This window comes from Chamaesiphon sp., assembly GCF_041738855.1.
Lineage (GTDB): Bacteria > Cyanobacteriota > Cyanobacteriia > Cyanobacteriales > Chamaesiphonaceae > Chamaesiphon.
The window spans coordinates 1-21,676 of record NZ_JBGSPA010000169.1; the positions used below are offsets into that span (position 1 = coordinate 1).

Below are 21,676 nucleotides of genomic sequence, written 5' to 3' on the forward strand. Positions count from 1 at the left end.
GAGTACCGTACCTATTTTCACATGGGTACAAATTGGGGTTTAGACGAAACAAGTGTTTTGAGAATTGTGAGAAAAGTTGAGAATATTTTGATTAAATCAGGATTGTTTAATTTGGGAGGAAAGAAGCAACTATATGTACAAGACTCGGAGCTAGAAATACTAGTAGGAGACGTGACCGAGCATGAAGTAGAAAGACCTAAAAAAAGCGGATGCAATCGCGCTGAGGTCTCCTCAGTGTGCGTTGCACCAAGCAACAGAAGAGAAGCTACAGTGGCAAGCAGAAGTGTCACACAATTAAATCACAAATATTAGTGAATGCAAAAACGAATGAAATTATCTGTACAGCAGTCAGAGAAGGAAAAGTACATGATTTCAGGATTTGGAAAGAAAGTCAAATAGGTAGAGGTAAAAAGATAAAACTATTGGCAGACAAAGGATATCAAGGGATTCAGAAGCTTCACGAAAACAGCAGGATTCCCTTCAAAAAAACAAAGAAAAAACCATTAACCCAAGAGCCGAAAAAGTTTAATCGACAGTTGGAAAAAGAACGAATAATTGTCGAGCATATTAATCGAAAGGTTAAAATATTCAGGGTTCTTTCTTCGAGATATAGAAATCGAAGACAGCGATTTGGGTTGAGATTTAACATAATTGCTGGAATTTACAATTACGAGCTATATTTAGCTTCAGAAAAGGCGATCGCGTGATACTTTTGCAGGAGGTCTATTGGATTGTTGATGTGGTCTTACGACCTAATGGTAGTAAAGGTTTTGTCCTTTTGCCTAAACGCTGGACTGTTGAACGTAATTATGGCTGGTTGCACTGGTGTCGCCGTCTCAATGTTGATTATGAACGTTTACCTGCTTCTGCTGAAGCTTTTATTCATATTGCCACGATTCGACTTATGCTACGGAGACTTGCCTGAATCTTTTATACTCTCCGTATTTCCAAACATCCTCTCAGCGACCTGATGATACCTAAATCAAAAGTTGTTGCGACAGCCCGAACAAACTGATACAGTCAGGGTATTTCAATCATCATAATATTGGCTACTCGTTAGAGATTGTCGATCGAGCTTCAAACCGTAAGGCAAGCGGTAAGATCGATTATCCGTAGGATAGGCTGTGCCTACGGCAGGCTATGCCAACGCCAACGAATGCCATCAAGCACCGATCTTCAGTATCCGTCAACTTAACTACTGTGGCGATCCCCCGTGAATCAAACTCAAACCCCGAACATCTCAATACTCAAAGCCGAAGTCGCTCGGTTTCGTGAAGAACTCAATACTCGCGACAAACTCGTCCAGCAACTATCCCAAGAACTATTTCGGCTAGTCAAAGACAACACTCCTTATGCACCTCGACCAGAGGTAGCGGGAGATTATCGCGCTGAAGTACGATTGCTGCGCGAACAACTCCAAGGCGTCGAACAGCAAGTCCACTTGTATCAAGCACAGCTCCAACGTCGGGATGTGGAGATCCAGCACCTCCGCCAAACTATCCGCGAACTTACCGAGCGCGGGCAAATGTTGGAGCAGGTAATCAGGGAACTTCCCAAAGTTTATACGCGCAAATTTGCCGAGCGATTGGCACCGATTAAGAGCAAGATTATGGCATTGCAGAGCGAGAATCGCCAACTTCAAGCTGACTTGGTAGCTGTCACGGATCGAATCGCCTCCAGAGGCATCACGCTTCAGCAGCAAGCACCCGAACTCAAATTGGACTTACCCGACATCACTCAACAGCATTCACCCCAGCCATTGACTGTCCTCAGTCATGTCTAAAATCGTAGTGATTTTGGATGAGACAGCCGATAGCCAAAGATTGGGTGTAGCAATGCTCCGATCGATCGGTGAGATCGTCGAATCAGTTCAGTTCGTGACGGTGAGTGAGTTACCAGCGGTTGCCAGTCCCAAGGCGATTTATTGTCCGATGACATTGGCTGTACCGCCAACATTTCAATTTTGGGGACAATCGATCGGTAAGTTCTGCCAGGATATCGATTGGCTCCGCGCCCTAGCTGCTAATACAACGGGGGTCAAAGTCGGCGGTGGTGGGAATTTGTGGTTACCTGTGATTTGGACGGCTCAAGACCCAATTTATGGGGAGATCGTCGGCAAAAGCGGCGATGATTATCAGCAACCAGTTGCTCTTGAAGAGATCGATCGACAACCACTCTACCAATTTAGCTCCCAATTACTGACCCGACTTACCGCACCACCCGCAACTTATCTAGTGCAGTTTAGCAAAGTGGCAGCGGGGATAATATTCGATCGATTATTCCCGTTTCCAGCGATCCCAGCACTAGCGAGTATCGGCGTTCAGCACCCAGATTTATTCGATTGTCATTGGCGATGTATTACAGGTCAATCGATCGATAATGTGGATATAAGGTAACGTCAGTTTGGTGTAAGAAGAGCATAGAGACTAAAGTCTCTGCTCATGATGCAAAGTCCGCCTACGCGGACTGACAGATTAGTCTGGGCGGACTTTGCAACGTTAGCCCCTGCTTGGTGCAACACATGCGGAAGGATACACCTCCCAATACGGTTCGGTTAAGTCCATTTTCTTAGATATTGTCAGTCCGCGAAGGCGGACTTTGCATCACTAGCGGCGGTTTCAACCGCTACCTAACTAGCTAACCGAACCGTATTGATACACCTCCGCGTGATTGCATCCGCGATTTCAATCGAGGGCGGTATCGGATTTCTTTACTCAATCTGCAACCTAGACTAATGTTAAAATTGGTGATTCAGTTAACTGAATTTCACTAATTAGATTAGCCCCAGATGACTCGATCGATCGAGTATCTTCTAATTCTAACTTAATACGTCCCTGGAGCTTGGGTAAAAGTGATTGCCACTGAATCGGTGCCAACTCCCCAGTCAGAGATATAGCTAAAGACTCAGTAATATCGATACCTTCACTCATCATCAAATTCATTGCAACACTAGAAATAAGCATGTTAGCCGCTTCAGGATCTACGGCATTACTAGTATTAATTATTAAAGCAATCTGACCTGTATCGGGATGTTGAGTAAGTTGGTAGCAAACCCGACTCAATTCCTCGCCTAACTCCTCTTCATCCGCCGACCAATCAGGGAAAATAATGAAGTTTTGGGAATTCAGTTCGAGCTGGCTTAAAGTTTGTTCTAGCAATACTGTTTGAACGATTTTTGCCATTTTTGACCATGAGAATTTCTGAGCTTGGACTAATCCAGCGGCAATTAACGGATCTCGAACTTCAGGTTGCTGGACAGTTGCTAAAGCTTGAGTCATTTCCTCGATACTCGTGTCATCGATATAAATTGCCGATGTCCCTGCAACTTCAGGAATCGAAGCATTGTGACAAGTAATCACTGGACAACCAGAAGCTAAAGCTTCAACGATTGGCAATCCAAAACCTTCATATTTAGAAGGATAGACCAAGGCGATCGCACCTGCGTATGCTAGATTGAGACTGCGATCGTCTAATTGCAAACAGTGAACTTGACTACCAGGTGCATAGGTAGCATACTCCTGTGCACCGACTCCAGCCGCACCAGTACAAACAATATCAAAATCGCTGTTATTTGCTAATTTAGCGAATCCTTGCCAGAATAGAATTGTATTTTTATAACCACTACCAGCACCTACTAATAAGAAGTAAGGCTTGGTAATCTCGTGCTGAGTACGGAATGATTCAATTTCAGTCGATTGAGCGGGTTTAAAGACAGGCTGAACGCCACAAAGAGCGGGAGTAATCGTAGTTGGATCTAGTTCGGGATAATATTTAACTAAATCCTTGGCTGTATGTTCCGAAATAGTTAAAAAGGCAGAAGCATGTGCGATTCCCCGCTGTTTTTCGCGCCACATCGGTTGGTTGAGATCGGCATTGACGACTTCAGGAATCATATCATATCCCATGAAGACTGAAGGTGTTGCCAGTGGAGTAGTATAATAAGTGGAGATAAATAATTCTGCACCTAGTTCATCACATACCTGCTGCAACATCTGGCGATCGGCATCAGTGTTATTGTAGTCATAAGCTGGAATCTGATAATAACTAATCCCTTCTATTTTAGGTGCAGTTCCCACTCGATCGAGTACGACTAGATGATTGCTAAACTCAGTATTTACCCACTCTTCTAATAGCGATTTCCAGACCCGAGCGATACCTGTGCGATAGAGTTGAAAAAAGACACCATCGATCGCAATTTTAGGTACAATATATTTGTTATTATACCTTAAATGTGGTGATTCATGAATTTTGAATTCCAATAAACTCGGTAAAACACTTTGAGCTAATTTAGCAGCATCCGCTACATTGAAAACCCCAGCTTGTTCGCAATTGATGCGAAGATGTACTGATTGTCCCTGTGGATTAGGAATAAAACCTTGAAAATTTCCAGGTTTTATTGTTTGAGGACTAGGTATATTTAGTGATTTGATCGGAATATCGTACTTCGATGATAGAGCTTCAATATAAATCTTAGTTGATTGATAAATTGTTGGATCTCGATTTATATTTACTGCAATTGAGTGTAAATAATTATAAATATTTACTACTAAATCGTTGTCTTCAGCAAAAAAGAGTTCTTTAGTTATAAATTGAACTCCAGCTACTACAGTTTCAGGACTAACTGGTGTGGAAATCAACTCTCCAGCCGTAATATTTGGATGAGATTGTGTTGATAAATTTTTCTTCTCATCTGTTTGATAATCATTAATAGGTTTACTATCTAAACCAGGGTATAATGCTGACGCTCCACCACTATGCCCAGAAGTTCCGGTAATAGATATGGAGCGTAAAGAATAAAGATATCGATCTGAGAAATACGCGTTAACAATTCCCGAATACACATCAGGAGAATGGGTATGGAAGTATCTACCATGCACAGATTTAATCCGTTCAATAATATCGCGATGAATTAGTGAATTGTAAACCATCGGTAGTTCTTCATGAGATAAGCGATGCTGATAAAAAATGTCCAGAGCATTGCGTGAATTTCTGATTTCAGCTACTTGTTGTAAATTAACGCCCAATCGATCTCGCAACCAGGGCACGATGCAGCTAGACCAGCCATAGAAATGACGCGACCAAGAAATAATTTTGAAATCATACTCATCAATCAGGTTAGCAGCTAGTTCTAATCCATCGGGCATCAAGGCATCATCATCCCCTAACACAAATATGTATGTGCCAGTAGTTTTAGATAGTCCAAATTCCCAGTTATCTGCCATTCCAAATCTTTCTGGAGTCCGAAAGTATCTAATGCGAGAATCTGCTGAAAAACTGTTGACTACTTGAGATGTTTCTATAGTACTAAAATTATCGGAAATTACTAGCTCAAAATCTTGATAGCTTTGATTGATGACACTTTGGATAGCATGCTTGAGGGTATCATGCCTTTGACGAGTAGGAATAATTATTGAAAATAGAGGCTGGAATTTCATCATGAAAATTTTAGTTGATAAATAGAGGTATAGTAAAAATTTAGGTTGTCTGATGAGATCGAATTATATTCATCTTAATTTAATCTATCAATTGCAACTCAATATTAGCTAGTTTGAGTAGCTCTAAGTTTTCTTGATAATAGTTAGGATTCATCAGAATTGCCGATCTAATTCCATACTGCTCGAGATCGAGATAGTTAATAATAGGATGCCCAGTTCCGGGTAGATAACCACCATGCTTGTGAGGATTGAGATCGATTACAGCCGAAATTAATTCTCGCTGCGGATCTATGAGATTTGCCAGCGTTACACCTTTGGCACCCGCGCCCCACAAAGCTACTCCTCCTCGCTCTCTCAGTTGAGTAATTTGCGATTTTAGCTGATTGGCGATCTGTTGCTCAGATTTAGCAAATTCAGTCGCCAGCGTTGGGATTTGACAGGGATCGTAAGTAACATCAACTGGTTTATGGCTGATGCAGGCTTCTAGCCACAAATATTGCCTACCAAAGATATGTTTGACATTATTAACTTCAAAGCCCGCTTGCTCAAATGTTGTCGTCAATGACTCCGCAGTAAAGTAAGAGCAATGTTCATAAAAAAAGTCCCACACAACCTGGTGTTCTAAAATCCACTCTACGCAAGGAGTTTCAAAAAATAGCCGTGCATAAGGGGAATTTACCAGTGCAGCTCGAATCGATGTTAGTAACTCTACCGGATTTGGTACATGTTCGATAACATGACGACAAATTACCACATCAACTGGAATATGCGTACAATCAGTCCCATAATAACGTTGCTCGAACTTCAGACGCGGATGCTCATCAGGCTGAATCAGATAACTAGGATCGCAACCATAACCATAGTTATTAACTGATTCTAGCTCTACCAATTTACGTAAAAAATGACCTTGACCACAACCAACTTCTAAAATTTGACTATTCTGAACTTGCCGTTCCTGGATTAGATATTGGGTAAGTTCATTTAAGTACGATTCAAAGTATGGTGAATGATTTTGAGCATTATCATAGTTTTTTCCATACTTTAATAAATTTTCATCGAAAGATTGATTAAAAACAAAGCCACATTTATGACATACAGCTAAGGTTAATTCACCTCGTTGATGTTGAGTAGCCGCATGATGAGATTTAAATAATAAATTTTGTTGTGTAGGAACTAGATTTCGGTGCAAGAAAGAATTGGGATTGCTTGCATCGCATACGGGACAATTAGATAATTGAATTATCATACAGCGATTTCTTGTTTCCAAAAATTAATAGTTTCTGTAATTCCACCAGCTAAATCATATTGAGGATACCAATTTAACTCCGACCTCAACCGCTCTGGGTTGGCAACAACCAGAGTAGCCTCTAAACTTTTGGGAGGAATAGCTCCAAACTCAACGAGGCTAGATCGATCGAGTCGATCGGCAATATATTCGACTAAGCTTCTGATCGAGATCGGAATACCCGAACCAATATCGATCGCTCCTACTAGTTTCGAGCTTAATAACCGAACTAGGATATCAGCAACATCTCGAACGTACAAAAAATCTCTAATTTGTACTCCAGCAGAGCATTGGGCAATGCGATCGGATAATAAAGACCGAATGACTGATGAGACTAATCGATTAGGGTCTTCATATCGACCATATAGCCAAAAAATTCGCCCCCAAGTACAACTAATATCCGTTTGCTGACAAAAGGATTCCAACATCAAAGAAAAAGCTTGTTTACAAGTTCCGTAAGGTGTTTGAGGTGCTATGGGAGTAATATTTGCCTGACAATATCCATATCGCCAGTCATATTCAGCACAACTACCTGCTGATACAATCCTTTTACCGCCATATTCAGCAAACGCTCTAACTAAGTCAAGGCTGACTTGCACCCACTGAAAATTTTCTAATCCTGTCCAATATTTACCAGGAACAGCATACCAAGCTAGATGCAATAAGTGAGAAGGACGGACTCTAGTCATTACGGTTTGAATTGCAGCTCGATCGAACAAATCTACTTGATGCCAATGTACGTCTAAATTTTCGATCCACCCAGGATACCTAGATATTATGTGTACTTCATACCCCTGTGCAACTAATAAAGGTAAACAATGACGACCGATGAATCCTGATGCACCTGTAATTAGAACTTTATTCATAGGATGAAGTCTAAATAAGTTCGAGCTTTTACTTGTCTTATAGTTCCCCATTTAGTTTAAAAAGAAACATTGCGTTCGTAAATTTTTTACTTAGGATAATCTGAATTTTGTTAACAATATATTTAAAGTGGGTAAATTAGAGATAGGAATATTAATAACTATCTCTAACATGCAATTAAGTTCGACTAATTACATTACCGATAACCTTATCGCTCGAGCACTAGATTATCATAATCGAGGTCAATTATCTGAAGCTGAAGAAATATATCAGCAAATTCTGAGTGCTGATAATAACAATACTAAAATACTTAACTTGTTAGGATATCTCTATCACCAAACTGGTAATAATGAATTAGCGATCGAACTAATATATCAAGCTATTCTTATCGATCCAGATTGGGCGAATTCCTACACGACTGCTGGACGAGTATACTTTGCAACTAGAAATTTTGAAGATGCGATCGATGCCTTTAGGCAAGCGATCGATCTAGGAGACAGAGCGGCTGAAAATTATGATGCTTTAATTAATTCATTGGAAGCAGTCGATCGTTATGAAGAGGCAGCGCAAGTTATCTTAGAAAAGGACAAAATATATAAGTTCAGACTGCCTTATACCCGAAATTTTTCTAACTATATCAAATATGCTGTTGGCAAGTATACTTACGGTGCCCCAATTGTTAAGGATTGGCATCAAGGTTCAACTTTGAAGATTGGCGATTTTAGTTCGATCGCTGAAAATGTTACTATTTTATTAGGTGGTAATCATCCTACCGATTGGATTTCGTCCTTTCCATTTGGGATAGTTTTCGATGAATTCAAAGAGAAACACTATAATTATCCGAAGTTAAGTAAGGGTAGTGTGATTATTGGTAATGACGTATGGATTGGGCTTAATACCACAATCTTATCAGGAGTCACCATCGGTGATGGTGCGATTGTTGCGGCTGGTAGTATCGTCACTAAAAATGTCGAGCCTTATGCTATAGTTGGTGGTAATCCAGCAAAAGTAATTAAAAAAAGATTTAGTGACGAAACAATATCTAAATTATTAACAATCCAGTGGTGGAACTGGGAGATAGATAAAATAAAAGATAATTTAGATTTAATTATGTCGGATGATATTAATTTATTTATCGATCGACATTTTCTAGTAGTCTAAGTAAAATCCGAATAATCGCGATCGCGTTGATTGATAACACTCACAGCGAAAGGCATTTCAATCCCAAAAGTAGGATCGTTCCACCTAACACCTCTAGCCGCATCTGCGTTGTAGACACCAGCTATTTGATAGAATACTTCCGTATCAGCTACTAAGGTTTGCAAGCCATGAGCGCAGCCTGGAGGGATATAAAACATCTGATGATTATCAGCACTTAATTCCGCAGCTACCCACTGTTTAAAGGTGGGAGATGAGGGACGTAAATCGAGAATGACATCATAGATGGCTCCTTTGGTACAGCGAACTAATTTAGTTTCGGTGTCAGGAGCTACTTGATAGTGCATCCCCCTTATTGTTCCCTTGTGAGCGGTAAAGGAAACATTACATTGAACAAAATTAGAAGTTAATCCCTGTTGCTGAAATTCATCAGCACAAAAGCTGCGCGCGAAGAAGCCACGCTCGTCAGTCATCGGTTCTATTTCAATGAGATATGCGCCAGGGATTTTAGTTGGGGTAAATTTCACAGTATTTCTAGTTGAGGAATGGGTACGACAAATTTACCTTCCCAAGCTCGAATATGTGCCATCTGCTCGACGATTTCCGATCGCAGGTTCCAGGGTAAGATTAGGATATAGTCTGGTTTAGTCTCAGCAATCCGATCGGGACTATGAATTGGGATGTGAGTACCAGGTAGGAATAAGCCCTGTTTGTGTGGGCTACGATCGACTGTATAATCGATAAAATCCGTCCGCACGCCACAATAATTTAGTAAGGTATTGCCTTTGGCTGGTGCGCCATAGCCGACAACCGATTTACCTTCAAATTTAGCTTGGATCAGGAAAGATAGGAGCTGACGTTTGATACTTTCGACTTGTTTGGTAAAGTCTAAATAGGTATCAATGCGATCGAGTCCAGCTACAACCTCTTTAGCTTTCAATTCAGTGACACTATCGCTATTTTCTAACTTAGTATTTTCGCTGTGTTTACCATATATTCTCAATGAGCCACCGTGAGTAGGTAACTCTTCGACATCGAATAAAGTCAAGCCATGAGCAGCAAATACTCGTTCTACGGTGAGGAAAGAGAAGTAGGAGAAATGTTCGTGATAAATAGTGTCAAATTGATTTTGAGTAATTAATTGGAGCAAGTGGGGAAATTCGATCGTAATGATGCCATCTGGCTTGAGTAATAGCTTCATCCCTGCGACAAAATCATTGAGATCCGGTACATGTGCGAGGACATTATTCCCTAGTAATAAATCGGCTTGCTTATTGAGGGCAAGTAATTCAGTGGCTGTTTGGATGCCAAAGAATTTAGTCACTGTCGGAATACCTTTGGCTTCGGCAACTGCGGCGACGTTAGTTGCTGGTTCGATACCTAATACGGGGATATTTTGGTGTTGGAAATATTGTAATAAATACCCATCATTACTCGCAATTTCGATGACTTGACTAGATCGATCGAATCCAAATCTTGCGACCATTAACTTAGTATACTGTTCGCAATGCTGGAGCCAGCTATCAGAATAGGAAGAAAAGTAAGCATAATCACCGTCGCCAAAAATCTGCTCTCGTGATGCTACTTCCGGTAATTGCACTAGCAAACAGCGATCGCACACATAGGTGTGTAGTGGGTAAAATTGCTCTGGTTTATCTAGTCGATCCCACTTGAGAAAATCATTTGAAATCGGCGAACCGCCTAAGTTCACGAAGGTATGCTGGAGCGGATGCTGGCAAAATCTGCACTGGTGATGAGTCATTTTCAAAGTAAGTCGATCGAGCTAATGTTGCTAATTATGGATGATTTGTTGAATGGCTAAATCAGACAATGCTAGTGTCTCGAGCTGTGAATACTCCAGATGAGATCCAGAGTGTTCTTGAAATCGCTGCTGTTGTGAATCGAGGAAATTTTCATACCAGACAACCGTCTGCTCTAAGCCACGATCGAGTGTAAATTTAGGTGTCCAACCTAGCATATTTCTCGCCTTAGTTGCATCCAATAATTGATGTTGAATCTCATTACTAGCTTGACTTTGAACGATCGGACTTACATCCGTACCCATCAACTCGACGATCTGAGTAACTAGATCCAAAACCGTAACTTGAGTCTCATTAGAGAAATTAAATGCTTGCCCGTACAAACCCGAATTAGTTGCGAGTTGTTCGGCGAGTAGAGTATACGCTGCTGCACCATCTTCGACATAGATATAGTCGCGGATATAGCTACCATCCGATCGAATGACTGGAGCCTCACCGCGCAGGATCGATCGAATCGTACCAGGAATAATCCGATTCCAATTTAAGTCGCCACCACCATAGAAGTTGCCACAGCGGGTAATTGCTACAGGTAATTTATAGGTATGTCCGTAAGTTTGGGCGATCAGATCGGCACAGGATTTGCTAACATCGTAGGGGTGCAAACCTTGGAGGGGGGTAGTTTCCACATAGGGGAGCGTATCGCAGTCACCGTAGGCTTTGTCTGAGGAAGCCATGACGATTTGCTTGACGGTGGGACTATGCCGACAGGCTTCGAGCAATTGCCACGTACCCGCGATATTTGTCTCAAAAGTCGAAATCGGGTGCCGATTGGCAATTCCCACTATTGTCTGGGCGGCTAGGTGCATCACCGTATCGATTTCGTACTCTCCTAAGACGCGTTCGAGGAATACGCGATCGCCCACATCGCCACGAACTACTTTGACGCGATCGATCGCACCAGAGCGGATCAATTCTGATTGAGGTACGGTATCGCGGATCGCGCAGACGACATCTGCACCTAGACTCAACAACCGTTTTACCAACCACCCGCCCAGCAATCCAGTCGCGCCAGTGACTAATGTCGGACGATTATCCCAAAAATTATTACTTAGACTCATAGCCCATTCACCACAGCACAATACCAACTCACCTGCTTATTGTTCCCAAACTTTCCAGGGAGGATTACCACTTTGCCAGTAATTTTCCAAGTTGTATTTATCGCGGAGGGTATCCATACATTGCCAGAAGTCGTAATGACGGTATGCCGCCAACTGTCCATCCGCAGCTAACCTTTCTAATAGCTCGACTTCCAACCCCGCGCTGTCATTGGTAAGGTATTTAAAAACTTGGGGTTCCATGATGAGAAAGCCCCCATTGATCCAGCCTTCTCCGGCTTGTGGCTTCTCAGTAAAGTTGGCAACCAAATCCCCTTCGATTACCAATCCGCCAAATCGTGCAGGCGGACGTACCGCGCTCACTGTCACCCATTTGCCGTGGGATTTGTGAAATTCTAGCAAGCGTTGGAGATCGATATTGCTGACACCATCGCCATAGGTAATCATGAATGTCTCATCGCCCAGATAGGGTTCTAGACGTTTGAGTCGTCCCCCAGTATTAGTTTGGACGCCAGTATCGAGCAGATGCAGCTTCCAGTTTTCACATTCTTTGACTTGGGGCTGCACCGCACCAGTGGCGAGATCTAGCGTCATGCTCCCATTGAGGGTGTAGTAATCCATAAAATAGCGTTTGATGTATTCGCCCTTATAACCCAACGCCACTAGAAACTCACTAAACCCATAGTGGGCATAGTGTTTCATGATATGCCAGAGGATGGGACGACCGCCAATTTCGACCATTGGTTTCGGGCGAATTTCAGTTTCTTCAGTCAGACGCGTGCCTAAACCACCTGCCAAAAGGACGACTTTCATAGAACGAGTTGATGGGTGATGAGTAAACCCTGCACCAGCAACTACTTGGATGGTTGAGTTGGTTGCTTTGGCTCAGTTGGTTTTAGAGTACCCATTTTTTTGGTATCTGCGATCTGTTTGTTCACAGCAGCAAGGAATTCTTGGTACTGGACATTAGTGGGATCGAGTTTGATGAGCTGTTCGAGCGCGGCTTTGGTACCTGGAATATCGCCGCGCCGCATCCGAATCTCTACCAAACCCCGTAGTGCTGTCTGATTGTTTGGTTCGCGGGCTAAAACTGTGGCAAAACCTTTCTCTTCGGCTTGAAGTTGGGCACTCTGAGATTGGGCGGCATTTTCAGTGGGGGCGGGTCGATCGATCGATTCACTAATCATACTACCGAGTCCCAATAGGCTCGAACCCAGAAAGGCAATCCCAGAGCCAATGATAAAGACTTTCGTCCAGATACTTTTTTTGCTGTTTTCCATAATTCATGTTGCTCCTAGCAATTTAGCGATGCAGCCTGGATGTCTCGATTGCCAAAGGCAGACCACAAGGGTCATCGATATCCACCTATTCATCTAAGTTACCAATTTTCGGCAATTAACTATCATTTTGAATCCAAGTTAGCAAATCTATGTCAGTATCGACACCAACTTCAGTTTGGGATAAATTTCGGGCAAAATTAGCCCAGCTATCACCGACACTCATCGGACAGATTGGCAGTATTTTAGGCGTATTTACAGTTATTGTCTATCTCCAAACCCATCAATTAGCCACTCTCAAGCAGCAGCGCAAAAGTCTGACTAAAGCCGTGCTTCAGCAGCAAGAAGCTAGATTCAAAGCGCAACTAGCGATCGCTAAAACACTACCGACATTTGGATTTGATAACTTGGTAGCTGACTGGCACTTTATCGATTTTATCCAGTATTTTGGGGATACGGAAGTCCGGCAAAAAGCTGGGTATGGATCGGCAATGGAACAGTTTGACGCGATCCTCGCTCGCGACCCGCGCTTCTTGTATGCTTATTTTTACCTGTCGAGTACTGGTTCGTTGTATGCTGGGGAACCGGAGCGATCGGTCGCGCTGATGAATCGCGGCTTGAAGTCATTGTCGCCACAGGTACCCGATCGCGGTTACTATATCTGGAGACTCAAGGCAGTCGATGAGTTACTATTTTTGGGCAAAATACCAGATGCCCGCAATTCGATGCTCACTGCCGCCAACTGGGCGCGCCAACATCCCGATCGAGAGGCGCAAAATGTCGCTCGACTCTCTCAAGGTACTGCTGATTATTTGGCGCGCAACCCAAACAGTAAACAGGCTCAATTTGACGCTTGGAACATGGTGTTGGGAGCTGCTGTAGATGATTTTGCGATTAAGCGGGCGATCGCCGAAATCAGAGCGATGGGTGGTAAGGTGACAGTGACACCTACTGGCGAATTGAAAGTGACGGCTCCGGTAAAAGATTAGTTGACAATTGTTAGTTGACAGTTGACAGCGATCGATCGATTGTGCCTAATGAGCGTGAAATTTGTCAGTTATGCAATCGCAGTTCCTTGGAGATCGAGGATTGTAATGAACGCGCTCGACGCGGCGATCGATTATTGGTTATATTAGTAGCTGCTTTTATTCCCGATCGAGACTTGCTCATTCCCCTCGGCTCCCAACTCGATCTCCCTCAATCCCCTGTCCGATCTTGACGCGCCCAGACGTGTCCATCATCCCCTACCCCGCTACATGGATTTATTAGAGTACCAAGCCAAAGAACTATTTCGAGATGTCGGTATCCCCGTTTTGCCATCTCAACGGATCGATCGACCGACGGATCTCAAGTCGTTGCGGATTCCCTATCCGGTAGTCTTAAAATCCCAGGTGAGTGTAGGCAATCGTGGCAAAGCTGGCGGGATCAGATTTGTTGAGAATACCATCGATGCGATCGCCGCAGCGCGGACGATCTTTAATCTGCCAATCTTGGGTGAATATCCCAAGGTGCTGTTGGCTGAGGCTAAATATAATACTAGCCAGGAATTTTATCTGGCAATCGTGATCGACAGGTTGGCATGTCGTCCGGTGCTGCTCGGCTCCACTGACGGCGGGATGAATATTAATGCCATTTTGAATCAAATTCAGCAGGTGGTTGTTTATGACGAATTTTCGCCTTTTTATGCGCGGCGACTGGCTCTGAAAATGGGACTGCAAGGCGATCTGATGCTGGCGGTTAGCGATATTATTGAGAAAATGTATATCTTGATGAAATCGCAGGATCTAGACTTGGTAGAGATCAATCCCTTGGGAATCGATCGTCATGGCGCGGTGATGGCTCTAGATGGCAAAATCAGTGTCAACCACTATGCGATGGGCAGACATCCCAATCTCGAACATTGGCAAGTTGTCGATGTGGCGCGCAATCGATTGGGGACGCTATCGCCGCTATTCAACAAAGTCGGGAATATCAGTATCCTCTGTAGCGGCAATGGTTTGGCTCTAGCGATGTTGGATGGGATCGCTCAAGGTGGGGGTCAGGTGGCTCAGTGTATCGTCGTCGATCCAGCTTGTAGTGACGAAATCCAGATCGCTCTAGAGCGCATTAGCACTTACAACAGTGGCGATTTGGAGCGACAAGATCGACTCCAGTCACCGAGTGTAACTGTGTTGCTCGTCAATTTTGTCGGGAGTGAGATCGATAGCTGTCAGCAAGTCATCCAGTATCTAGGACGCGATCGCCAGTTGACAGTTGTCTGGCGAGTCTTGGAGCGAGATCTCGATCGATTAGCCGGACTGCTGCCATTATCGATTAAACTTGTCACTAATTTCGATCGAGCCATCTCTCAGACATTAGCGATTGCTAAACAGTGATTTAGGCTTTGGGCTTTGGGTTTTAGGCATCGGTAGGCAGGTGTAAGGTGGGCACTGTCTTGTCTTGATTCGCTGTCTTGACCCAAACACATGCGGAGGGAACCTCCGCGTGATTTGGGTCGCTAAACCCTCTCCTGCGGAGACGCTGCGCGTAACCGAGAGCCTGCGCCTTGCGCTTACGGCAAAGCCTACGTATCGCGAATCGCTGTCTCCCCAAACCCTCTACAAAGCCAACTGGTCGGATGACAAAGGCGAGAGAGGAGCGGGAGCCGCTGCCCACCATCCAGATTTCAGACAATTGCTATTTAATACATATTTATACCTAGCTACGTTAAAAGGTAAATAAGTAATCAATCCATCCACCATCCACCATTCACCATTCACCATTCACCATCCCCTAAATGACGATCGATCTCCAACTAGATAGCCGCGTCTTAATTCAAGGAGTGGACAACCCGCTAGCATTGGCGGCAATTAGCCGGATGCAAACTTATGGTACGAATATCATCGGGATTGTGAGTGCGGGGCGGGGTGGGCAGCGATTGGGCGATCTGCCCATGTTCGATCTCGTCGAAGAGGTGCAAAGTAGGCTCGGACCGATCGAGACTAGTTTGATTTTTGTACCTGCTTATGAAGTATTAGATGCCGCACTCGAAGCAATTGCCGCAGGTATCCCGCAACTAGTAATCATCACCAGAGGTATACCGCCATTGGATATGATTCGGCTGTTACGCCAAGCCAGTATGACCAATACCTTGATTCTGGGATCTGGTAGCGCAGGGATTATTATTCCCGATCGATTATTGCTCGGGATTTATCAACCACAACTATTTAGTCCTGGTAAGGTCGCGATCGTCAGTCGCAATCAAAGTCTCACCGCTGAAATCGCCAGCGAATTAAATATCGCCAATTTGGGTCAATCGATCGTCATCCACATTGGCAGCGACTCACTAGTCGGCTCCTCCTGCCGCCTCTGGCTGGAGTGGCTTCAGTCAGATCACTTGACCGAAGCGATCGTGCTTGTCGGCGATATTTGCTGGGATTCAGAAGCAGTTACGGCTGCTTATCTCTTGGCAGAACAGGGCAAACCTGTAGTTGCTTATCTAGCTGGGATTCATGCGAGTACCCCTCACCCGCTGACAGATGCCGCGATCGTGTTGAGCCATACCCTCTCCAAGCCGATTTATCACGCCGATACGATCCAACAACGCATCAAAACCTACAAACGCGCTAAAATCGCCGTCGCCAAAAAAATCAGTCAAATCCCCCACCTGCTCAAGAAGTCAGGACAGCAAGAATAGGAGACACCGACCACCAACACAATCTCCCATCGCGATCGGCATCGCAAATAGTGTCCAACACCTACTAAAATTGCGACGGTTTGGCTCCTTACAGAAAGAACACAAGACACAAGGTGATGTAAATTAGAGCCACCACTAACGGTGCAATTATCTCAATTATCGTTATTTCGGGTCTGGCTTGAATTGGCATAGTAGTCCTCTAAAGTAAATATTTATATGCCCAATATTTTTCACATCTTTTGTTGGCATTCCCATTTTTGGAAAGCGCGGTCGTAGGCAGATCCCTAGTGTTACTAAACCCACTGTCAGCATCTTGATTTTTTGCGAAAATGGATCGATCGATAGCCCTACTAATAGCAGTATGACTAATCCGCTATATCCTCGCACCAGTAGAACGTGAATGTGCCACCAAGTAGGATCGTCAAAAACGGCTAATCCAACTGTTAATAATTGAGCAATGAGGCAGAGGTTAAATAATACCGCAATCGCTAAAAATCCTTTTTGAATCCATCCAGATAATTTAGTTCGATCGGAATGAAGATCTATAGCAACCGCCAAGGCGGTTAGGACAGCACAGCGATTAAAATCGCCGCTAGTGCTGCAAAGTCCGCCTGTCTTGTCTTGACCGAAACGCACGCTGAGGAGACCTCAGCGCGATTTCGGTCGCTGATGCGCTAAACCCTCGGGGAACCCTACGTATCGCGCATCGCTACGCGGACTGAGATCTAGAGTATCTTAACCGATGTGGCGACTGCTATATCATCACGATCGAGATTATTTATAAATATGAATTTGAAAAAGAATGTTGCGTTGATATCGACGAGAGTACCAACGATTGAAATCACGGACGCAATCAGGAGGTTCCCTCCACATGTGTTGCACCAAGCAGTCGCTAGTGATGTAAAGTCCGCATTCGCAGACTGAAGAATTTCCTAGTCCGCGAAGGCGGATTTTGCATCATGAGGAGTGGTTTTAACCACTTTGAGTATAAGTAGTTTTTCCTATTTTGCTCCGACTGGAACGGGCATCATCCCCTGCATAAATAACATTGCCTTCTGAACCAACTCTGCTCCCGCTTTTTCTGGCGATCCGGTATCAAATGGCGGCGCGGGATTATACTCGATTAATAGTTGCGTAATCTTGGCAACTTCTTCACCATAGAGGATACCCGCGATCGTCAGCCCAAAATCGATACCTGCTGTCACGCCACCACCAGTAATCCGATTGCGATCGATTACCACCCGCTCAGTGCTTACTTCAATACCCAATGCAGCGAGTTGGGGGCGTGCCGCCCAGTGAGTAGCCGCTCGATAGCCTTCGAGCAGTCCTGCCTTTGCCAGAAATAGCGATCCGCCGCAGACAGAAGTGACGAATTTAGCGGTGCTGCCTTGTTTGCGTAGAAATGCCAATAGCTCTGGATCGTCTTCTACTGCCGCTTGTCCGATCCCGCCACCGATACAAATCACATCCAAACGGGGGCAATTGTCAAAGGTAGTATCGGGTAAAACCATCATCCCATCGTCGGTTTTAACTAGATCTAGCGTTTTCCAGATCCGATGAATCTGGACACCCGGCAGCCCACTAAAAACCTGCTGTGGGCCGATAATGTCCAATGATGTCATGCCGGGATAGAAGACCAAACCAATGATGTGCTGTTGTGAATCAATCATAAATCGATCTCTCTCTTAGTGGTGGTAGTAACAAAGTCGATACTGTCTATACTAAGAGTGGAAACCTGCCCGCGCCTAGTCCTCGATCGGGTACTCTTTTTGACACTATGGTTGGTTCCGTGCAGCCTCTATTTACAGCGATCGATTCTGTGAAACACGAACGAGAGTTAAAAACGGATGTCACGTCAAAACTGGGTGAACACTTCGCCGCCACTCGATCGGGTATTTTTTTCTTCGACCAAATTTCCCAGCTAGATCCCAATCTTCAGAAAATTCTCAAGGTTGCCCTATCGATCGAACGTAATCCCGTTGCCCGTTATCTCACAGAGCGTCATGCACCCGTACATGAAGGACTGGTGACATCACCCAAGGTGTGGAAGATGATTTGTCCTCGCCCCGACCATTGGCATGTGATGGCGGGGCCAATTGTCGTTCGCGGTCAACTGGTAGGTGCGGTGGGTTGCACTCGCGATCGATCGATGCCTGCTTTCGATACCCAAAATCTCGCCGATTTGAGTGGGATCTGTTTGCACTTATCGATGTGGGCAGCAACAACAAGATCGTCACCCCAATCTTTCAAAAACGAGCTATTGACAGCGCGTGAATTGCAAATTGTCGAACTAGTTGCTTTGGGGCGCACAAATGCCGAAATTGGTACTGAGCTGTGGATTACCGAGAATTCAGTCAAACAGGCTCTCAAGCGCATGTTTCGTAAACTTGAAGTCTCCTCTCGTGCCGAAATGGTGGCACAGCTTGCTTCTAGTTAGAATTACTTGCTGAAACCGAGTCGATCTGATGTAGTTTAAGTCAGTATGAAAATGAATCATTCTCGAAATCGCCGCAAATTGTTGCTGGCGGCTGTATCTGTGCCGATGGCGACTATTTGGACTTCGTGGGCTTCTCATGGAGATGCGGCTGCTGCTGGGGCACAGTTGGCAAAACTCGAACGGACGTTGGCGGGTCGTCTGGGTGTATTTGCACTGAACACAGCCAATGGCAAGCAACTTAGCTATCGGGGTGACGAGTATTTTCCCATGTGTAGTACTTTCAAAGTAGTGCTGGCATCCGCCATCTTGAAACGAAGTACTCAAATCGATGGGCTGATGCAGCAGCGGATCGAATACCAGCAGAGCGATCTGGTGACATATTCCCCCATTACCGAACAATATGTCGAAGATGGCATGACAGTTACCGCTCTGTGCGCTGCTGCAATCCAGTACAGCGACAATACCGCTTCAAACCTGTTGATGCAGATCCTCGGTGGCCCTGGGGCTGTGACTACATTTGCGAGATCGATCGGCGATCGTCAATTTCAGCTCGATCGTTGGGAGACTGCGCTTAATTCGTCGATTCCAGGCGATCGACGGGACACATCGACACCAAATGCGATGGCAAGTAGTCTCCAACGACTTGCACTGGGAAACGCGCTAGAGCCACCGCTCCAGTTGCAATTACGAGTTTGGCTACAGGGTAATACGACTGGGGCGGCACGGATTCGAGCTGGTGTGCCTGCCGACTGGCAAGTCGGCGATAAGACGGGTACTGGGGACTACGGTACCGCCAATGATGTTGCCTTGCTGTGGCCGCCACGACGTGCGCCCGTCGTCGTCGCCATTTACACCACTCAAGGTGAGAAAGATGCCAAGGCGTGTAATGACATCGTTGCATCAGCCGCTCGAATTGTTGTCGATTGGCTAGGCTAGCAATATCGGAACAACTTGACCAGCAGCACTTTTCGCTGTCAACTGTCAACTGTCAACTGTCAACTTTTTAAGCCGATCGTCGCCAGCCCCAACCACAATAGAGAGCTAGCACGAGTCAAGTTCAAGGCTCGATCGATAATTACTGGCGTAATTGGTTGGAGATCGTCACCCAATAACGGCTTGGCTCGAACTTTGCCCTGATAGTAATTGTCCCCCCCCACTTGCACGCCCAATGCGGCGGCATACGCACACTCACTCCAGCCAGAATTGGGACTAGGATCGGATCTGGCATCTCGCCAACAGAGTCGCCACACCGTCAGCGGCTTGCCAGAGATCGCACTCAACGTCAGCACACTCAGCCGACAGGGTAGCCAAGTGAGGATGTCCTCGGATTTGGCACTACACCAGCCGAGATCGGCGTATGGTTCGCGACGATAGCCAACCATCGAATCGAGAGTACTAGCGGCTTTGTATGCCATCGCCAGCGGCACAGCCCCGACTATGGGGATAAAACTCCCGACGATCGCGTAAAATAACGGAGCCATTACCCCATCAATCGCATTCTCAGTCACAGTTTCTAAGATCGCACGATAGATTGCGGGGATAGTCAACTGCTCGGTATCTCGACCGACATACAGCTTTAACTTCGATCGTGCCAAGTCCAAATCCCCTGCCGCAGTTGCCGCCAAGACATCCTCAGCCGCGCGCCGCAGACTTCTACCTGCGAAGCAACTTGCTAGGGCGATCGCTTCAATCGCTATGCCCAATGCTGGATGTAGCCATCGGCAAGCATAAATAATCAGCCAACTAATTCCCCCTGTTCCCAAGATCGTACCCCAACAGAGCAACACGCCAGCCCACCGCCGCCAGTAGGGCTGAGTAATATGGGCGATCGCAATTTTGGTATATTTGTCGATCGCCCATCCCATTACCTGTACTGGATGCAGCCACCCCCACGGATCGCCAATCAGGTAATCTAAATAAGCAGCAATTCCTAGTATCAAATTGGACATCTAGGGTAGAGGGTGGATGGTGGATGGTGGATGGTGAATCGAGATTGTCTATTTCTGGGGTGGAAAGGGGGAGTAGTTCATGATTTTCGAGCGCGACGGCGATACCACGTCGCAGTACCTACCAACATTCCTGTCAGAGCCAATCCTACCAGTATCGGTAACACATCACCCTGCTTGAGTGCGGTCAAACCTGCACCCATTATTACAAAAGGTAAAATACCTGGGACTGTTCCTAGGAGTGTCCCCAAGAAATAATCGCGAAATTTGATGGCAGTTAATCCGGCTGCAAAATTCACAATCCCATAGGGAATTAGGGGCAGTAGCCGAATTGCAAACATGTAAAAAAAACCACCCTGTTGCATTTCGAGATCGATCGATTCCCATCTACCTGCGAGTCGCTGTTCGACTAATTTCCGTCCGATCGTGCGACTAAATGCGAAGGATAGAATTGCTGCTAAAATCGCAGCGATACTCGTCCACACCGTCCCCCATACTGCCCCAAAAATCGCTCCACCAGTGAGGTTGAGTGGAGTCGATGGGAGAATGCAAATGGTGGCGATCGAGTAAACCAAGATATATAAAGCTGGTGCCCACATCCCCATCTGTTGCAGCCATCCTTGCAACTGCGAACGATCGATTCCACTCAGCAGTAACGCCCCGAGAACTGTCGCAATGATGCAAAACAACCCGATCGCAAATATAGTGGTTTTTGACTTCACT

23 protein-coding genes and 2 pseudogenes are annotated in these 21,676 nt (G+C 45.1%); 13 read left to right on the forward strand and 12 right to left on the reverse strand.

Annotated elements, in window-relative coordinates; genetic code table 11:
• From ACEW9I_RS17410 to ACEW9I_RS17430, 5 genes and pseudogenes are all read left to right on the forward strand, one after another.
• A pseudogene (locus tag ACEW9I_RS17410) lies at positions 1 to 312 on the forward strand (hypothetical protein); the annotation flags it as partial.
• Positions 237 to 707 (forward strand): transposase family protein, encoded by a 471-nt coding sequence (locus ACEW9I_RS17415; RefSeq protein ID WP_373541595.1) that lies wholly within the window; start codon positions 237 to 239, stop codon positions 705 to 707. The pseudogene ACEW9I_RS17410 and the gene ACEW9I_RS17415, both read left to right, overlap by 76 nt.
• Before the next feature lie 20 nt (positions 708 to 727).
• A pseudogene (locus ACEW9I_RS17420) lies at positions 728 to 925 on the forward strand (transposase); the annotation flags it as partial.
• A gap of 288 nt (positions 926 to 1,213) precedes the next feature.
• Positions 1,214 to 1,783, forward strand: a complete 570-nt coding sequence (locus tag ACEW9I_RS17425; RefSeq protein WP_373541596.1) for an Npun_F5560 family protein — start codon at positions 1,214 to 1,216, stop codon at positions 1,781 to 1,783.
• Positions 1,776 to 2,396 carry a hypothetical protein gene (locus ACEW9I_RS17430; protein ID WP_373541597.1) on the forward strand — a complete coding sequence of 207 codons (621 nt, stop codon included), beginning with the start codon at positions 1,776 to 1,778 and terminating at the stop codon, positions 2,394 to 2,396. Before ACEW9I_RS17425 ends, ACEW9I_RS17430 begins: the two co-directional genes overlap by 8 nt.
• Positions 2,397 to 2,726: 330 nt before the next feature.
• On the opposite strand, the gene ACEW9I_RS17435 is transcribed toward ACEW9I_RS17430, so the two are convergent.
• The 3 genes from ACEW9I_RS17435 to ACEW9I_RS17445 form a co-directional block, all read right to left on the reverse strand.
• On the reverse strand, positions 2,727 to 5,438 hold the full coding sequence (locus ACEW9I_RS17435) for a glycosyltransferase (protein WP_373541598.1): 2,712 nt from the start codon (positions 5,436 to 5,438) through the stop codon (positions 2,727 to 2,729).
• A gap of 76 nt (positions 5,439 to 5,514) precedes the next feature.
• A complete protein-coding gene (locus tag ACEW9I_RS17440) occupies positions 5,515 to 6,681 on the reverse strand; it encodes a class I SAM-dependent methyltransferase (RefSeq protein WP_373541599.1) in 1,167 nt (388 codons plus the stop codon).
• Positions 6,678 to 7,586 (reverse strand): NAD-dependent epimerase/dehydratase family protein, encoded by a 909-nt coding sequence (locus ACEW9I_RS17445; RefSeq protein WP_373541600.1) that lies wholly within the window; start codon positions 7,584 to 7,586, stop codon positions 6,678 to 6,680. The genes ACEW9I_RS17440 and ACEW9I_RS17445 overlap by 4 nt, the downstream gene beginning before the upstream one ends.
• A 127-nt stretch (positions 7,587 to 7,713) precedes the next feature.
• Between ACEW9I_RS17445 and ACEW9I_RS17450 the strand changes: the two genes are divergently transcribed.
• On the forward strand, positions 7,714 to 8,745 hold the full coding sequence (locus ACEW9I_RS17450) for a tetratricopeptide repeat protein (protein WP_373541601.1): 1,032 nt from the start codon (positions 7,714 to 7,716) through the stop codon (positions 8,743 to 8,745).
• Here the strand turns inward: ACEW9I_RS17450 and rfbC are convergent.
• The 5 genes from rfbC to ACEW9I_RS17475 are packed head-to-tail and all read right to left on the reverse strand — an operon-like array spanning position 8,742 to position 12,897.
• Positions 8,742 to 9,269 (reverse strand): dTDP-4-dehydrorhamnose 3,5-epimerase, encoded by a 528-nt coding sequence (gene rfbC, locus ACEW9I_RS17455; RefSeq protein WP_373541602.1) that lies wholly within the window; start codon positions 9,267 to 9,269, stop codon positions 8,742 to 8,744. The genes ACEW9I_RS17450 and rfbC overlap by 4 nt on opposite strands.
• Positions 9,266 to 10,504 (reverse strand): methyltransferase domain-containing protein, encoded by a 1,239-nt coding sequence (locus ACEW9I_RS17460; protein ID WP_373541603.1) that lies wholly within the window; start codon positions 10,502 to 10,504, stop codon positions 9,266 to 9,268. Before ACEW9I_RS17460 ends, rfbC begins: the two co-directional genes overlap by 4 nt.
• Positions 10,505 to 10,534: 30 nt before the next feature.
• Positions 10,535 to 11,620, reverse strand: a complete 1,086-nt coding sequence (locus ACEW9I_RS17465; RefSeq protein ID WP_373541604.1) for a GDP-mannose 4,6-dehydratase — start codon at positions 11,618 to 11,620, stop codon at positions 10,535 to 10,537.
• Positions 11,621 to 11,656: 36 nt separating this feature from the next.
• A complete protein-coding gene (gene rfbF / locus ACEW9I_RS17470; RefSeq protein WP_373541605.1) occupies positions 11,657 to 12,430 on the reverse strand; it encodes a glucose-1-phosphate cytidylyltransferase in 774 nt (257 codons plus the stop codon).
• Between the two features lie 41 nt (positions 12,431 to 12,471).
• Positions 12,472 to 12,897 carry a tetratricopeptide repeat protein gene (locus ACEW9I_RS17475; RefSeq protein ID WP_373541606.1) on the reverse strand — a complete coding sequence of 142 codons (426 nt, stop codon included), beginning with the start codon at positions 12,895 to 12,897 and terminating at the stop codon, positions 12,472 to 12,474.
• Positions 12,898 to 13,046: 149 nt separating this feature from the next.
• On the opposite strand from ACEW9I_RS17475, the gene ACEW9I_RS17480 reads away from it, so the two are divergent.
• From ACEW9I_RS17480 to ACEW9I_RS17500, 5 genes are all read left to right on the forward strand, one after another.
• Positions 13,047 to 13,883, forward strand: a complete 837-nt coding sequence (locus ACEW9I_RS17480; RefSeq protein ID WP_373541607.1) for a hypothetical protein — start codon at positions 13,047 to 13,049, stop codon at positions 13,881 to 13,883.
• 14 nt (positions 13,884 to 13,897) lie between these two features.
• Complete coding sequence (locus ACEW9I_RS17485; protein WP_373541608.1) at positions 13,898 to 14,113, forward strand: hypothetical protein; 216 nt, start codon at positions 13,898 to 13,900, stop codon at positions 14,111 to 14,113.
• 37 nt (positions 14,114 to 14,150) lie between these two features.
• Complete coding sequence (locus ACEW9I_RS17490) at positions 14,151 to 15,269, forward strand: ATP-grasp domain-containing protein (protein WP_373541609.1); 1,119 nt, start codon at positions 14,151 to 14,153, stop codon at positions 15,267 to 15,269.
• Positions 15,270 to 15,378: 109 nt separating this feature from the next.
• Positions 15,379 to 15,615 (forward strand): hypothetical protein, encoded by a 237-nt coding sequence (locus tag ACEW9I_RS17495; RefSeq protein WP_373541610.1) that lies wholly within the window; start codon positions 15,379 to 15,381, stop codon positions 15,613 to 15,615.
• Positions 15,616 to 15,670: 55 nt separating this feature from the next.
• Complete coding sequence (locus ACEW9I_RS17500) at positions 15,671 to 16,570, forward strand: CoA-binding protein (RefSeq protein ID WP_373541611.1); 900 nt, start codon at positions 15,671 to 15,673, stop codon at positions 16,568 to 16,570.
• A 162-nt stretch (positions 16,571 to 16,732) separates the two neighbouring features.
• Here ACEW9I_RS17500 and ACEW9I_RS17505 read toward each other — a convergent pair whose 3' ends face one another.
• Together ACEW9I_RS17505 and ACEW9I_RS17510 are read right to left on the reverse strand one after the other, a co-directional pair.
• Positions 16,733 to 17,206, reverse strand: coding sequence for a DUF6220 domain-containing protein (locus ACEW9I_RS17505; protein ID WP_373541612.1), 474 nt, complete (start codon positions 17,204 to 17,206; stop codon positions 16,733 to 16,735).
• A gap of 365 nt (positions 17,207 to 17,571) precedes the next feature.
• Positions 17,572 to 18,240 carry a DJ-1/PfpI family protein gene (locus tag ACEW9I_RS17510; RefSeq protein ID WP_373541613.1) on the reverse strand — a complete coding sequence of 223 codons (669 nt, stop codon included), beginning with the start codon at positions 18,238 to 18,240 and terminating at the stop codon, positions 17,572 to 17,574.
• 107 nt (positions 18,241 to 18,347) lie between these two features.
• Here ACEW9I_RS17510 and ACEW9I_RS17515 point away from each other — a divergent pair, with 107 nt between their 5' ends.
• Both ACEW9I_RS17515 and bla read left to right on the forward strand, forming a co-directional pair.
• Positions 18,348 to 19,007: a response regulator transcription factor gene (locus ACEW9I_RS17515; RefSeq protein WP_373541614.1), complete on the forward strand. Its 660-nt coding sequence runs from the start codon at positions 18,348 to 18,350 to the stop codon at positions 19,005 to 19,007.
• Between the two features lie 51 nt (positions 19,008 to 19,058).
• Positions 19,059 to 19,943, forward strand: a complete 885-nt coding sequence (bla, locus tag ACEW9I_RS17520) for a class A beta-lactamase (RefSeq protein WP_373541615.1) — start codon at positions 19,059 to 19,061, stop codon at positions 19,941 to 19,943.
• A 59-nt stretch (positions 19,944 to 20,002) separates the two neighbouring features.
• On the opposite strand, the gene cbiB is transcribed toward bla, so the two are convergent.
• Complete coding sequence (gene cbiB / locus ACEW9I_RS17525) at positions 20,003 to 20,956, reverse strand: adenosylcobinamide-phosphate synthase CbiB (RefSeq protein ID WP_373541616.1); 954 nt, start codon at positions 20,954 to 20,956, stop codon at positions 20,003 to 20,005.
• Between the two features lie 77 nt (positions 20,957 to 21,033).
• A complete protein-coding gene (locus tag ACEW9I_RS17530) occupies positions 21,034 to 21,675 on the reverse strand; it encodes a TVP38/TMEM64 family protein (protein ID WP_373541617.1) in 642 nt (213 codons plus the stop codon).
• Between the last annotated feature and the right edge of the window lies 1 nt (position 21,676).